This window comes from Chromohalobacter sarecensis (assembly GCF_023061135.1).
GTDB classification, from domain to species: Bacteria; Pseudomonadota; Gammaproteobacteria; order Pseudomonadales; family Halomonadaceae; genus Chromohalobacter; species Chromohalobacter sarecensis.
The window spans coordinates 207,810-223,099 of record NZ_JAKGAN010000003.1 but is presented as its reverse complement, the minus strand read 5'-3'; the positions used below and the strand labels follow the sequence as shown (position 1 = coordinate 223,099).

The 15,290-nt window shown below is 59.9% G+C and carries 12 protein-coding genes; 5 read left to right on the top strand and 7 right to left on the bottom strand.

Annotation, left to right across the window (positions count from 1 at the left end):
• Window positions 1-120: 120 nt before the first annotated feature.
• Complete coding sequence (locus L1071_RS06790) at window positions 121-393, top strand: ComEA family DNA-binding protein (protein WP_246970284.1); 273 nt, start codon at window positions 121-123, stop codon at window positions 391-393.
• Between the two features lie 87 nt (window positions 394-480).
• On the opposite strand, the gene L1071_RS06785 is transcribed toward L1071_RS06790, so the two are convergent.
• Window positions 481-1,242, bottom strand: a complete 762-nt coding sequence (locus tag L1071_RS06785; RefSeq protein WP_246970281.1) for an SDR family oxidoreductase — start codon at window positions 1,240-1,242, stop codon at window positions 481-483.
• 196 nt (window positions 1,243-1,438) lie between these two features.
• On the opposite strand from L1071_RS06785, the gene L1071_RS06780 reads away from it, so the two are divergent.
• The 4 genes from L1071_RS06780 (at window position 1,439) to L1071_RS06765 (ending at window position 5,056) form a co-directional block, all read left to right on the top strand.
• Window positions 1,439-1,969, top strand: coding sequence for an FxsA family protein (locus tag L1071_RS06780; protein ID WP_246970278.1), 531 nt, complete (start codon window positions 1,439-1,441; stop codon window positions 1,967-1,969).
• A gap of 179 nt (window positions 1,970-2,148) precedes the next feature.
• Window positions 2,149-2,439 carry a co-chaperone GroES gene (locus L1071_RS06775; RefSeq protein WP_246899302.1) on the top strand — a complete coding sequence of 97 codons (291 nt, stop codon included), beginning with the start codon at window positions 2,149-2,151 and terminating at the stop codon, window positions 2,437-2,439.
• Window positions 2,440-2,515: 76 nt separating this feature from the next.
• A complete protein-coding gene (groL, locus tag L1071_RS06770) occupies window positions 2,516-4,159 on the top strand; it encodes a chaperonin GroEL (RefSeq protein ID WP_246970276.1) in 1,644 nt (547 codons plus the stop codon).
• 159 nt (window positions 4,160-4,318) lie between these two features.
• Window positions 4,319-5,056: an RNA methyltransferase gene (locus tag L1071_RS06765; protein WP_246970263.1), complete on the top strand. Its 738-nt coding sequence runs from the start codon at window positions 4,319-4,321 to the stop codon at window positions 5,054-5,056.
• 134 nt (window positions 5,057-5,190) lie between these two features.
• On the opposite strand, the gene rpsA is transcribed toward L1071_RS06765, so the two are convergent.
• From rpsA to gyrA, 6 genes are all read right to left on the bottom strand, one after another.
• Window positions 5,191-6,870 (bottom strand): 30S ribosomal protein S1, encoded by a 1,680-nt coding sequence (gene rpsA, locus L1071_RS06760; RefSeq protein WP_246970261.1) that lies wholly within the window; start codon window positions 6,868-6,870, stop codon window positions 5,191-5,193.
• 194 nt (window positions 6,871-7,064) lie between these two features.
• Complete coding sequence (gene cmk, locus L1071_RS06755; protein WP_246970259.1) at window positions 7,065-7,763, bottom strand: (d)CMP kinase; 699 nt, start codon at window positions 7,761-7,763, stop codon at window positions 7,065-7,067.
• Complete coding sequence (locus tag L1071_RS06750; protein WP_246970257.1) at window positions 7,760-10,012, bottom strand: bifunctional prephenate dehydrogenase/3-phosphoshikimate 1-carboxyvinyltransferase; 2,253 nt, start codon at window positions 10,010-10,012, stop codon at window positions 7,760-7,762. Before L1071_RS06750 ends, cmk begins: the two co-directional genes overlap by 4 nt.
• A complete protein-coding gene (pheA, locus tag L1071_RS06745; RefSeq protein WP_378110444.1) occupies window positions 10,013-11,134 on the bottom strand; it encodes a prephenate dehydratase in 1,122 nt (373 codons plus the stop codon).
• Complete coding sequence (gene serC / locus L1071_RS06740; protein ID WP_246970255.1) at window positions 11,127-12,212, bottom strand: 3-phosphoserine/phosphohydroxythreonine transaminase; 1,086 nt, start codon at window positions 12,210-12,212, stop codon at window positions 11,127-11,129. Before serC ends, pheA begins: the two co-directional genes overlap by 8 nt.
• 55 nt (window positions 12,213-12,267) lie before the next feature.
• Entirely contained in the window at window positions 12,268-14,964 is a 2,697-nt protein-coding gene (gyrA, locus tag L1071_RS06735; RefSeq protein WP_246970252.1) for a DNA gyrase subunit A, read from the bottom strand.
• Window positions 14,965-15,290 lie beyond the last annotated feature (326 nt).

Below are 15,290 nucleotides of genomic sequence, written 5' to 3'. Positions count from 1 at the left end.
GAATAAATTGATATTGTAGTCATTATCTTACAAAAAATGTCATTGAAAGATGACATTTCGGACATGGAAATCTGGGTATGGTAAAGATGCTAAATAAGACACACCTAAAGGAGTGGTCGTATGAAAAAAATACTGAGCTGTGCCCTACTGACGCTGGCGCTAAGCGTCACTACCCTCGCGGTCGCCCAGGAAGACGCCTCCGCGCCTATCGACATCAATCATGCTTCTATTGAAGCATTGACCGAACTGCCGGGCATCGGTGACGTCAAGGCACAGGCGATCATCGAGGACCGCGACGCGAATGGACCTTTCGCCTCGGCCGAAGACTTGACCCGCGTCAAAGGTATCGGCGAAGGAACGGCGCAAAACCTGGACGATCGCGTCACGTTCTGATGCCACGCTATCGACGCTCGTACGGGTAGCACTCGGCGAGCGTCTTTTCGGCCGGCGTCAGCTGTTGTTTGAAACGTCGACGCATCATTAGATTCTCAGTCCGCCATCGCATTCCAGCACCCGCCCCGTGAAGTAGTCGTTTTCGATGATATAACGCACGCTCGAGGCGATATCGGACGGCTGTCCCAGGTGTCCTAAGGGAATCCCCTTGCTGATTTTCTCGAGTACTTCAGCACGCATGGACGCCGTCATCTCAGTTTCGATGAACCCCGGCGCCACCGCCGCCACGCGGATGCCTTGGCGTGCCAGCTCCTTCGCCCAGGTTACCGTCAGCGCCGCCACTCCGGCCTTGGAAGCACTGTAATTGCCCTGCCCCATGTTGCCGGCTCGCGAGATACTCGAGACATTGACGATGACACCTCCATGACCCGCCTCGACCATTTGTGTCGCACCTTCACGACCGCACAAGAAGACGCCCGTGAGATTGACGTCGATGACCTGTCGCCACTGTTGCAACGTCATGCGTTTTTCGATATGGCCGGCACCACCTTTAACCAACAGACCGTCGTGAGTGACGCCGGCATTATTGACCAACACATCAAGCGGCCCCAGTGACTCGCGTTGCTGAGCGAATGCGCGGATCACGGCATCTTCATCAGTCACGTCGACCTGGAAGCCGTACGCATGGATCTCACGCTCCATCAGTGAAGCCACCGCAGCGCTCAAAACCTCTTCTTGAAGGTCGAACAATGCAATACGCGCGCCCTGAGCCCCTAACTCGGCTGCCATCGCCAATCCCAACCCTTGGGCGCCTCCCGTTATACCGACCACCGCCCTATCAAGCTGCATGGCAATCCCTCCTGCATTCAAGTGACGAGCCGGAATCTCAGGGCTCTTTTTGTGCACCGCAACATGCAAAGCTTAGCATGCGATGCTTGACGGCTCCACGAAACGCTCACAGCGCACTTGCATCACCGCCTCGTTTCCCTTGCAATTCACACTCATGCCACCATCTACTGTGAAGCCGAGACTACACGGAGCCGCCATGCCACTGTTACTTTTCATTACGCTTTTCGGGCTACTCGATTTCGTGGTGCTGTTCGCGATCGGCGGACAGATCGGTCTGCTGCCAACGCTGGCATTGGTCCTGCTATCCGGGGCGCTCGGCCTTCACTTGATTCGACGCGAAGGGGTGCAGACCCTGCAACGCGCCCAGGCTCGATTCGCTCAGGGAGAAATCCCCTCGGACGAGTTGATTACCGGGGCTGCCTTGATCTTCGGTGGAGCATTACTGGTCGCCCCCGGCTTCCTGTCGGACGGCTTGGGGCTGCTTTGCCTTATTCCAAGTAGCCGTCGCTTGCTGGGCCGAGGGCTACAGCGCGGTGGATGGCGCAGCCGCATTTTTACCATGAGCTCCGGTGGTACGACGCAGGAAAAAGCTACCGACAGTGAATGGCACGAACACACGCGGCGCACGGATAAGACGTCTCAAAATAAGACCTCGCAAAACAGCCAGGCGGATGCCGAACAGCCGATCGAAGGCGACTACATAGGGAAGGATGATTCCCGGCATTGAAAAAATTCATGAAGGGCCCTTGAAAGTGGATACGTCGACCCAATCAAGCCCCTAACAGATGATTCGGCCACAACGCCTTGATGCGTCGGCCTTATAAACAGAAGGCACAGCCTTCACCCTTGAGCTTGGCTCAACGGGATTATCCTATGATCCATAGAACCATCAGGAGAACGTGAGCAATGAAAATCCGTCCTTTGCACGATCGCGTCGTTGTCCGTCGCACGGAAGAAGAGCAAAAGACCGCTGGCGGCATCGTGCTTCCGGGTAACGCTCAAGAGAAACCGACCCGCGGTGAAATCCTTGCTGTCGGCAATGGTCGTATTCTCGAAAATGGCGAAGTGCGCCCGCTGGACGTCAAGGTGGGTGATACCGTGATTTTCAAGGATGGCTTTGGCGTCGAGAAAGAGAAAATCGACGGCGAAGAAGTCCTGATCATGAGCGAAAGCGATATTCTGGCCGTTGCCGAGTAATTCACAACGCTCACCAGTCACATTTTCGTTTCACGTTTGCGCGACTTGATCGCGCCATTAATGGGAAGAGCTAGAAATGGCAGCTAAACAGATCAAATTCTCCGATGATGCCCGCAAGCGCATGGCGCGCGGTGTTAATACCCTGGCCGACGCCGTCAAGGTTACCCTCGGGCCCAAAGGACGTAACGTCGTACTGGAAAAATCCTTCGGTTCACCGACCGTGACCAAGGATGGTGTTTCCGTCGCCAAGGAAATCGAGCTCAAGGACAAATTCGAGAACATGGGCGCGCAGATGGTCAAGGAAGTTGCTTCCAAGACCTCTGACGTGGCCGGTGACGGCACTACTACCGCGACCGTTCTCGCCCAGTCCATCGTCACCGAAGGCATGAAAGGCGTGACGGCGGGCATGAACCCGATGGATCTCAAGCGTGGCATCGACCAGGCCGTCGAAGCTGCCGTTAAGGAAATCCACAAGCTTTCCGTGCCCTGCACCGATGCCAAAGCCATCGCCCAGGTCGGCACCATTTCCGCCAACGGCGACCAGCGTATCGGTGAGATCATCGCCGACGCCATGCAGAAAGTCGGCAAGGAAGGCGTTATCACCGTCGACGAAGGCCGCGGCTTCGAAGACGAGCTAGAAGTCGTCGAAGGTATGCAGTTCGATCGTGGCTACCTGTCGCCCTACTTCGTGACCAACCAGGACACCATGATGGTGGAACTGGAAGATCCGTACCTGCTGATGGTCGACAAGAAGATCTCCAACATCCGCGAATTGCTGCCGGTGCTGGAAGCGGTTGCCAAGTCCGGCAAGCCGTTGGGCATCATCGCCGAGGACATCGAAGGCGAAGCGTTGGCGACACTGGTGGTCAACACCATGCGCGGCATCGTCAAGGTTGCGGCGACCAAGGCACCCGGCTTCGGCGACCGTCGCAAGGCCATGCTGCAGGACATCGCCATCCTTACCGGTGGCACCGTGATTTCCGAGGAAGTCGGCCTGACGCTCGAACAAGCCAACCTGGATCATCTGGGTAGCGCCAAGCGCGTCACCATGTCCAAGGAAAACACCACCATCATCGATGGCTCTGGTGTCGAGTCCGACATCGAAGCGCGTGTCAGCCAGATCCGCGCCCAGATCGAAGACACCAGCTCCGACTACGACCGTGAAAAACTTCAGGAACGTGTCGCCAAGCTGGCCGGCGGCGTCGCCGTCATCCGCGTGGGTGCCGCGACCGAGTTCGAGATGAAAGAGAAGAAGGCCCGCGTCGAAGATGCGCTGCACTCCACACGTGCCGCCGTCGAAGAAGGCGTCGTGCCTGGCGGTGGTACCGCGCTGGTACGCATCCTGGGCAATCTCGCCAACCTCAAGGGCGAGAACGAAGACCAGACCCACGGCATTGCCATTGCCCTGCGTGCCATGGAATCGCCGCTGCGTCAGATCGTGACTAACGCAGGCCAGGAAGCGTCCATCGTCGTCAATCAGGTCAAAGCCGGTGAAGGTAACTACGGTTACAACGCACAAACCGACGAGTATGGCGACCTGTTCGAAATGGGCGTTCTCGATCCGGCCAAGGTCACGCGTAGCGCAGTGCAATCTGCAGGCTCCGTGGCTGGTTTGATGATCACCACCGAAGCCATGATCGCCGACGATCCGGACGAGAAGGAAGCCGGCGGCGGCGCACCGGACATGGGCGGTATGGGAGGCATGGGCGGCATGATGTAATCGCTGCCTAGACTCCCGGGCACTGTCCCGTGACTCGAACCCCCGCCGGGCAACCGGTGGGGGTTTTTCATGTCAGGAGGGATAGATCAGTCTGACGTAGCCCGTAGCCCGTAGCCCAAGTACACTATCGCCCTGCCTTCGACTGTATCGCGATGTTCTATGCTCTCCAATATTCGTATCGTACTCGTTCAGACATTCCACCCCGGTAACATCGGCCAGGCCGCACGTGCCATGAAAACCATGGGCCTAAGCGACCTGGTGTTGGTCAATCCCCGCAGCTTCCCCGACGAAGAGGCCACTCGGCTCGCCGCTGGGGCGACCGATGTGCTCGACAACGCACGCGTCGTCGAGCACATTTCGCAAGCCATCGGGGATTGCGTCCAGGTCGTCGGCGCCAGCGCCCGTCTGCGCAGTCTCCCCCTACCCCATTTCGACGATCCCGAGCCCATGGCCGTGCAAATGGTCGAGTATGCGCATCAAGCCCCGGTGGCAATGGTGTTCGGTCGCGAGCGCTTTGGACTGACCAACGATGAAATTCGACATTGCACACATCAGGTCAGCATTCCCGCCAACCCCGATTACGGCGTCCTCAATCTGGCTCAGGCCGTGCAGATACTCGCCTACGAAGTACGCCGTGCTTGGCGCCACCAAACACCCTGCGCCGCTCAGCCCAAATCCAAACAGCGGGCCTTGCCGACGCGCGAACAGATGGCTCACTTCGAGACTCATCTTCACCAGGCGCTGACGTCCTCGGGGTTTCTGACTCAGCCTCATGCGCGCACTGAAGACCATCTACGCGCACTTTTCGCCCGCGCCCAACCCAGTCGCAAGGAGCTCTCCATCCTGCGCGGTGTCTTGACGACATTGGAAAACGCCGGCACAAAACACGATGACTGAAGAAAAACCAGTCGACCCTGAGCAATATGCCTCCTGGCGGACATAAAAAAACCGCGCCTCTTTCGAGGGCGCGGTTTTTTGTACGGCTCAATAAAGCACCCGTCGCCGCGTCAAAGACGCGGCGACGACGTAGCTTATTCGCCGCCCATCTGCTGCTTGATCAGATCACCGATGGTGGTCGGGCCTTTCTGCGGCTCAGCTTCCTGATCGCGCAGTTTGCCCATCGCACGGCGTGTATCGACCTGATCCTTCGCCTTGACCGACAGGTTGATCGCACGGTTTTTGCGATCGACACCGACAATCTTGGCTTCGACACTATCGCCTTCGTTGAGCACGTTGCGTGCATCTTCGACGCGATCAGGGCTGATCTCGGAGGCCTTGAGTACAGCCACGACATCAGTCGCCAACTCGACGTGCGCTTCCTTGGCATCGACTTCGACAACGCGACCAGTGACGACGGCGCCCTTGTCGTTGACGGCCAGGTACTCGGAAACCGGATCGGTTTCGAGCTGCTTGATGCCGAGCGAGATACGCTCGCGTTCCGGATCGATCGAGAGAATGACCGCTTCGGCTTCGTCGCCCTTCTTGAAACTACGCACGGCTTCTTCGCCGGTTTCGCTCCAGGAGATATCGGACAGGTGGACCAGACCGTCGATGCCACCTTCCAGACCGATGAAGATACCGAAGTCGGTGATCGACTTGATGGTGCCCGAGACGCGATCGCCCTTGTTATAGCGCGCGCTGAAGTCTTCCCACGGGTTGGTGGTGCACTGCTTGATACCCAAGGAGATACGACGACGTTCTTCGTCGATATCCAGCACCATGACTTCCACGTCATCACCGACCTGGACGACTTTCGAGGGATGGATGTTCTTGTTGGTCCAGTCCATTTCCGAGACGTGAACCAGGCCTTCGACACCTTCCTCGAGCTCGGCAAAGCAGCCGTAGTCGGTCAGGTTGGTGACGCGGGCATTGACGCGGGTGTTTTCCGGATAACGATCCTTGATGTTGACCCACGGATCTTCGCCCAACTGCTTCAAGCCGAGAGACACACGGTTGCGCTCGCGATCGAACTTGAGCACCTTGACGTTGACCTCATCACCAACGGCCACGATCTCGCTGGGATGCTTGATGCGCTTCCACGCCATGTCGGTGATGTGCAGCAGGCCATCGACGCCGCCCAGATCGACGAACGCACCGTAGTCGGTGAGGTTCTTGACGATACCGTCGATCTGCTGACCTTCCTGAAGCGTAGACAGCAGCGCTTCACGCTCGGCGCTGTTCTCGGCTTCGAGAACGGCACGGCGGGAAACAACGACGTTGTTACGCTTGGGATCGAGCTTGATGACCTTGAAGTCCAGCTCTTTGTGCTCGAGGTGAGCAGTATCGCGTACCGGACGAACATCGACGAGAGAACCGGGCAAGAAAGCACGGATGGAAGAAACGTCGACCGTGAAGCCGCCCTTGACCTTGCCGTTGATCACGCCCTTGACGATTTCGTCCTTCTCGAAGGCCGCTTCCAGCTCTTTCCAGGCCTCGGCACGCTTGGCCTTTTCGCGAGACAGACGCGTCTCGCCGAAACCGTCTTCGACGGCTTCAAGGGCAACCTTGACTTCATCGCCCACCGCAATGGTCAATTCGCCGTTGTCATCACGGAACTGCGCCACGGGGATTTGCCCCTCGGACTTCAGACCCGCATTGACGGTAATCCAGTCACCTTCGATATCGACCACGGTTGCCATGACGATGGCACCGGGTTCCATATTGATGTCCTGGAGAGACTGTTCGAACAGTTCAGCAAAGCTTTCGCTCATGTTGTTCCTACGTGATCAACGTTAATAGCGGCCAGGCCGCTCATTCTCCGCACCACCAGCAAGCGCGGGCCTTTCCTACATATCCCTGGGGACGTTGGCGCTGGTTCGACCTGCGAAGGCTCTCGATTATCGCCCGCACACGTCATGACGTCTGACCAGGGTCTCCGGATGGGTGCCCGTTTCACCCCAGCTACTCAGTTCGGGAGGCCGAGCCTACGTGCACTGAGCAGCCTTTCGATACACTCCACCACGTCCGGTATCGCAAGACTCGTACTATCCAACAAGACGGCATCGTCTGCCGGCTTGAGTGGCGCCACGGCACGCTGCATGTCACGTGCGTCACGAGCCTTAATTTCCTCTAGAAGACTCGTTAGATTAGCATCCCGACCAGCATTCAGCAACTGTTCATGGCGTCGCCGCGCCCGCTCTTCCGCCGAGGCTGTCAGGTAGACTTTCAGGGGCGCGTCGGGGAATACCACCGTGCCCATATCGCGCCCATCCGCCACCAGACCCGGCATATCGCGAAAGTCACGTTGGCGTGTCAACAGCGCATCACGCACCCGAGGTAACGAGGCCACCTGAGAGGCAACGTCGCCGACCTCTTCGGTACGAATGTCGCCACTCACGTCATGGCCTTCCAGCTCGATACGCGTTTCGCCATCGCACGCCACGAAGCGGACATCCAAGGTTTCGGCACACGTCGCCAACGCGGCTTCATCGTCCAGCGCCAGGCCGTGCTTGAGTGCCGCCAACGCGGTGAGACGATACAGCGCACCGGAGTCCAGCAAGTGCCAGCCCAGCCGCTCGGCGATCAAGCGACTGACCGTCCCCTTGCCCGCGCCGCCCGGCCCGTCGACGGTCAGTACGGGCACTTCGTCGTGCGACAAGCTCATGACACCTCCTGTTCTTCGAGCGCCAGCCCCACGCGACGCGCTAGGTCAACGAACCCCGGGAACGACGTAGCCACATTGGCGCAGTCATCGATCACGATCTCGCTCTCGGCACGCAAGGCGGCAATGGCGAAGGCCATGGCGATGCGATGATCACCCAGGCTATCGACATGCCCGCCGCGATAATGCGCGACATGCGTATCGCTGGCGTCGGCGCGACCGACGATATCGATGCCATCGGGATGGACGGTATTCTCGACGCCAAGGATCGCCAGGCCATCGGCCATCGCCTTGATGCGATCGGATTCCTTGACGCGCAATTCTTCCGCGCCTCGCAAGCGTGTCACACCTTCGGCATTGGCCGCGGCGATGAACAGCACGGGAAACTCGTCAATGGCCAACGGCACTTGGTCCACGGGAATATCGATCCCCTTGAGCGGCGCATGGCGCACACGAATATCGGCGACCGGCTCACCGCCGACTTCCCGAGGATTGAGCAATTCAAGATCGGCGCCCATGGCCTTGAGGATATTGATGACCCCGATACGTGTCGGATTGGTACCCACATGCTCCAGGAGCAGGTCCGACCCCGGCGTGATGGCCGCCGCCACCAGATAAAACGCCGCCGACGAAATATCCGATGGCACGTCGATGGGTGACGCCGTCAAGCGGCCATCGCCCTGTAACCAGGCCTCGTCAGCAGCACGCTGCACCGCATAACCGAAGCCATTGAGCATCCGTTCGGTGTGATCGCGCGTCGGCGCCGGCTCGCGCACCCGCGTCTCACCCTCGGCATAGAGCCCCGCCAACAACAGGCAGGACTTCACCTGGGCACTGGCCATGGGCATGTCATAACGAATGCCGCGAAGTGCCTGGCCACCGCGAATAGTCAGCGGTGGCCGGCCGCCTTCAGCGGTTTCGATCACTGCGCCCATCTCGCGCAGCGGATCGGCGACCCGCCCCATCGGCCGCTTATTGAGCGACACATCGCCGGTCAACTCGGTATCGAAGGCCTGCCCGGCCAGCAATCCTGCGAACAGACGCATGGCCGTACCCGAATTGCCCACATAAAGAGGGCCGGCGGGCGCCGTCAGGCCATGCAAGCCGACGCCATGGATGGTCACGCGCCCCTGGTGCGGCCCCTCGATGGCCACGCCCATTTCACGAAACGCCTGCAGCGTCGCCAGGCTATCCTCGCCCTCGAGAAAGCCATGCACTTCGGTCACGCCCTCGGCAAGCGCACCGAGCATGATCGAGCGGTGCGAGATCGATTTGTCCCCCGGCACGCGGATCCGGCCGCGCACATCGCCACCGGGAGTCACGCGGTAACGGATATTGCGTTGTTCCATCGCTTGATAACTCGTCTGGTTCAAAAGCGTATCGAAATACTGCCGCGCATGACTGGCACGATCGAAAACCGCCAGCATGGCATCGCCATCATTGTCGGTCATGGCGCGTCGTAAACGAGCAACGCCTGCCTCGAACTCATCCAGTGCGCCCAGCACCGCCTCGCGGTTGGCACTGAAGATATCGCGCCACATGACCGGGTCGCTACCGGCGATGCGCGTAAAGTCGCGAAAGCCCCCTGCCGCATAGCGAAAGATTTCCAGGCGCTCATCCTGACGCGCCAAGGTGTCGACCAACGAAAACGCCAACAAATGCGGGAGATGACTGGTGCGGGCCAAGACCTGATCGTGACGCGCCACGTCCATTTCCAACAATTCCGCCCCACACGCTGCCCATAGCGCTCGCACGCGGGCCAAGGCGTCGGGGTCGGTATCGGCGCGCGGCGTCAGTATCACCTTATGGCGACGATAAAGCGCGGGATTGGATGCCGCCACGCCACTTTTTTCGGATCCTGCGATCGGGTGTCCGGGCACGAAACGCGGCGGCATGCCACCGAAAACGCGCTCGACCGCCGCCTCGATGGCGCCCTTGGTACTGCCGACATCGGTAATCACCTGATCACCGAGATGTGGCGCCAATTCGCGCAGCACGGCCTCCATCGCCAATACCGGCACCGCCAGCACGATCAGGCTGCTGTCGGCCACCCAAGGCGCCAGCTCGGTGCTGCCGGCATCGATCAGTCCCATATCGATGCCGCGCGCCACTTCGTCGGCATCACGGTCACAGGCTACAATCCGCCCCTCGAAGCCCGCTTCCTTCAAGGCTGCCGCCAGCGAACCGCCGATCAGGCCCAACCCGATGATGAGGATACCGCGCTCGGTCGGCGCACAGGACTGCTCCGACATTTACAGCACACCCACGGGGTAGGACCCCAGCACCTTGAGCTCGGCAGCACGCAACGTAATCTCTTCCAGTACCGCCGCGACCTGCGGATCGTCACGATGGCCCTTGAAGTCGATGAAGAACACGTAATTCCATATTCCGGTGCGTGACGGTCGCGTCTCGACGCGCGTCAGATCGATCTTGTGGCGGTGGAACGGCTCGAGTAGGTCGTGCAGTGCTCCGGGCTGGTTGCGCATGGCCACGACAATGGACGTCTTATCATCTTCGGAGACCGGCGTGTCCTGGTGCCCGATGATCAAAAAGCGTGTCGAGTTGTCGGGACGGTCCTCGATCTTCTCGGCGACCTTCTCGAGCTCGTAACGCTTGGCGGCCATATCGCCGGCAATCGCGGCGCTGTGCCATTCGCTCTTGATCAGTCGCGCCGCCTCGGCATTGGACGACACCGGCACCCGCTCGGCATGGGGATAATGCGCGTCCAACCACTTGCGGCACTGCGCCAGGGACTGGGGATGCGAATAAATGCGCGAGACCTTGTCGCGGCGCGTATTGCTGGACACCAGCAGATGATGATGAATGCGCAGCACTACTTCGCCACAGATGCGCAGGCTGGCATCCATGAAGGTATCCAAGGTGCTATTGACGATGCCCTCGGTGGAGTTTTCCACCGGCACCACGCCAAAATGCGCGGCCCCCGCTTCCACTTCGCGAAAGACCTCATCGATGGCCGCCATCGGCAGGCTCACCGCGCTGTCGCCGAAATGCTTGAGCGCCGCCTGCTGAGTAAACGTCCCCTCGGGGCCCAGATAGGCCACCTTGACCGGCCGCTCCAGCGCCAGGCACGCCGACATGATCTCGCGGAACAAGCGCGCCATTTCCTCGTCATCGAGGGGACCCTTGTTGAGCGCCATGATACGACGCAGTACCTGAGCCTCGCGCTCGGGGCGATAGAACGTCGCCTGCGGATCGCTGTCAGTTTTCACCTGCGCTACCTGCTGTGCGCAGTGCGCGCGCTCGCTGATCAGCTCGAGAATCTTGCTGTCCAGCGTATCGATACGCTCGCGCAGTGCCGGCAGGTCGGCCGATGTGATAGGAGCATTGTTATCGGACATATCGTGATCAGCCATGGCGTCGTTCGAACTCCTGCATGAAATCGACCAACGCATCCACTGCGGCTTCCGGCACGGCGTTGTAGAGGCTGGCACGCATGCCACCCACGCTGCGGTGGCCCTTGAGATTCAACAGCCCCGCCGCCTCGGCATCTTTCAAGAACGCGGCATTGAGCGTCTCATCCGCCAGCACGAAAGGCACGTTCATGCGCGACCGATTGGCCAGGGCGATGGGGTTGGAATAGAAGTCGCTGGTATCGATGGCCGCATAGAGCTTTTCGGACTTGCGTGCGTTGAGTCGGTCCATTGCTTCGACCCCGCCCATGTCGTGGCGCAACCAGTCGAAAACCAGCCCCGCGAGATACCAGGCATACGTCGGCGGCGTATTGAACATCGAGCCATTCTCGGCCATGACCCGATAGTTGAACATGGTCGGGGTGTTCGGCAAGGCGCGCTCGAGCAGGTCGTCACGCACGATGACCAATGTCAGCCCCGCCGGGCCGATATTCTTCTGCGCCCCGGCATAGATGACGCCGAAGCGGGACACATCCAGCGGCTCCGAGAGAATCGACGACGACATATCGCATACCAGCGGCACATCGCCGACATCGGGAATGTAGTCGAATGCCAGGCCACCGATGGTTTCGTTGGCCGTGTAATGCAGATAGGCAGCATCCGACGACAAGGCGATGTCCCCGGGCCGCGGCACCGCCGTCAGTCCATTGGCCTCACTGGAAGCCGCGACGTGCGCGCCGGCAAGATGACGTGCCTCGGCAATCGCTTTCTTGCCCCAGATACCGGTATACAGATAGTTCGGCGTACCGCCCGTCCCCAACAGGTTATAGGGCACCATCGCGAACTGGCTGGAGGCACCACCCTGCATGAACAGCACGCGATAATTGTCGGGCACAGCCAGCAGCGCGCGTAGGTCGCGCTCGGCACGCGCGGCGATCTCCGCGAAGGCCTCGCTGCGGTGACTCATTTCCATGACCGACAATCCATGGCCCTGATAGTCGAGCAACTCATCGCGGGCCCGCTCGAGCACGGGGGCGGGAAGTGCCGCTGGACCGGCACAGAAATTGAACTTGCGTGTCATCAGCGTGATTCCAAACGTAAAGCGACCACTCCCGAAGAAGCGGCCGCATTGAGACTCAATCGCCTTGTGGCGCCGCGTCGTCATCCGGGGCGGGCGCCACCTCGTCGACCACTGCCCCTTCTTCATCGGGGGCTGGTTCATCGACCGGCTCGTCGACCCGCACCGTGGCGACCAAATGCTCGCCTTCGCCGGTGCGAATCAGGGTAACCCCTTGCGTATTACGCGAGCTTACCGAGATTTCTTCGACCCGTGTGCGCACCAACGTGCCCTTGTCGGTGATCAGCATCATTTCATCGCTGTCGCGGACCTGAATCGCCGCCACCAGGGCGCCGTTGCGCCGCGATGTCTGCATGGCGATCACCCCTTGGCCACCGCGTCCACGCAGCGGGAACTCTTCGAGACGCGTACGCTTGCCATAGCCATTCTCGGAGGCGGTCAGGATATAGACCTGATCTTCACTCACCGTCTGGACCGACGCTTCTTCGGCAACGCCATCGGTGTCGTCGGCCTCGGCATCGATGGTCAACGACTGCGGAATAATCAAGCTGATCACCTCGGCGTCGCCCTGCAGGCGCATGCCACGTACCCCGCGAGCAGTGCGTCCCATGGCGCGCGCCTTGCTTTCCTCGAAGCGAATGGCCTTGCCGTTGGACGAGAATAGCATCGCGTGATCGTTGCCGGAGGTGATCGCAGCGCCGACCAGACGGTCGTCCTCTTCGAGGTCGATGGCGATCAAGCCCACACTGCGCGGCCGCGAGAATTGCTCCAGCGAGGTCCGCTTGACGGTTCCCTTGGCAGTGGCGAAGAAGATATAGCAATCGTCGCGGTATTCGCGTACCGGCAGGATGGCGTTGATCGACTCGCCATCATCCAGCGGCAGCATATTGACCAGCGGCTTACCCCGCGAACCACGGCTGGCGTTGGGCATCTCGTAGACTTTGAGCCAGTAGACCTTGCCGCGATTGGAGAACAGCAACATGGTGTCATGCGTCGAGGCCACCAACAGATGCTCGATGATGTCCTCGTCTTTCATGGTGGTCGCCGATTTGCCACGCCCGCCACGTCGCTGGGCTTGATAGTCGGAAAGCGGCTGCGTCTTGGCATAGCCGCTGCGCGAGATGGTGACCACCATGTCTTCTTCGTTGATCAGATCCTCGATACTCAGGTCCAGATGACTGGCCTGGATCTCGGTCTTGCGGTCGTCGCCGTACTGATCGCGAATCGCGCCAAGTTCCTCGCGAATGACCTCCAGCAGGCGCTCCGGCGAAGCGAGAATCTCATTGAGCTCGGCGATACGCTTGAGAATCGACAGATATTCGTCGAGCAGCTTCTCGGTTTCGAGCCCTGTCAAACGGTGCAGGCGCAATTCCAAAATTGCCTGCGCCTGGGCCGGCGACAGGCGGTATTCACGCTCGTTGTCGTCGAGTCCGTAGCTTTCGTCGAGATCTTCCGGCTTGCAGGATGTCGCCCCGGCGCGCTCGAGCATGCCGGTGACCTGCCCCGGTTGCCAGGCACGCGCGACCAGCTTTTCCTTGGCCTCGGTCGCCGAGGGCGACGCCTTGATGAGCTCGATCACATCGTCGATGTTGGAGATCGCCACGGCCAGGCCTTCGAGGATATGCCCACGGTCGCGCGCCTTCTTGAGCTCGAACAGCGTGCGCCGCGTCACCACCTCACGACGGTGACGAATGAACGCCTCGAGAATCTCCTTGAGATTGAGAATCTTCGGCTGGCCGCCATCCAACGCCACCATGTTGATGCCGAACACGGTCTGCAGTTGAGTATGCGCGAACAGGTTGTTGACGACCACTTCGCCGGACTCGCCGCGCTTGACCTCGATCACCACGCGCAGGCCTTCCTTGTCGGACTCGTCGCGCAGCTCGGCGATGCCGTCGATACGCTTGTCCTTGACCAGCTCGGCGATCTTCTCGATCAGGCGCGCCTTGTTCACCTGATACGGCAGTTCGGTGACGATGATGTGATCGCGACCGGTCTTGTCGTGGTGCTCGATAGTATGACGAGCCCGCACATAGATGCGCCCGCGTCCGGTACGGTACGCATCGAGAATCCCCGCGCGCCCGTTGATGATCCCGCCGGTGGGGAAGTCGGGGGCCGGAATATACGCCATGAGATCGTCGATGCTGAGCGTGTAATCGTCGATCAGCGCCAGGCAGCCATCGATCACCTCGCGCATGTTATGCGGCGGGATGTTGGTCGCCATGCCCACGGCGATGCCCGAGGCCCCATTGACCAGCAGGTTAGGAACCTTGGTCGGCAGCACCTCGGGAATGCGTTCGGTGCCATCGTAGTTGTCGACCCAGTCGACGGTATCTTTTTCCAGGTCGGCGAGAAGCTCATGGGCAAGGCGCGCCATTCGCACCTCGGTGTAACGCATGGCCGCCGCACTGTCGCCGTCGATGGAACCGAAGTTACCCTGGCCATCGACCAGCACATAGCGCATCGAGAATGTCTGCGCCATACGTACGATGGTGTCGTAGACCGCGCTATCCCCGTGCGGGTGATATTTACCGATCACGTCACCCACGACACGCGCCGATTTCTTGTAGGCTTTGTTCCAGTCATTGCTGAGCTCATGCATGGCAAACAATACGCGCCGATGCACTGGCTTGAGGCCATCTCGTACATCCGGCAACGCACGGCCGATGATCACGCTCATGGCGTAATCGAGATACGACTGTTTAAGTTCGTCCTCGATATTGACTGGCAGAATTTCTCTGGCGATCTCACCCATGGGTCGTTCAATCCTTTGCACCGCGCCATACCATCGGTCATGGCACTGAATGAAACGAACAGCGACCTTGCGAAGCACCAAGCCCCGCAGGCCACTCTTCAGCGCTCGACGCCAATGGCCGTCACAGCAATCATTGAGCTTCGATGGCGGGCCCACCTCAAGGGGGCCCGAATCACGCCATCATACCATTTCACATGGCGATGCGGCAGGCTTAGCAATGCAATCGCGCCCATCACGCAAGCCCGAGAAAATAACCCCTTCCTGCCCCGTTGAATAAACGCGTCCGACCGGGGGAGTGGCACCCGCCTTGGCGTTTCGCCATAATG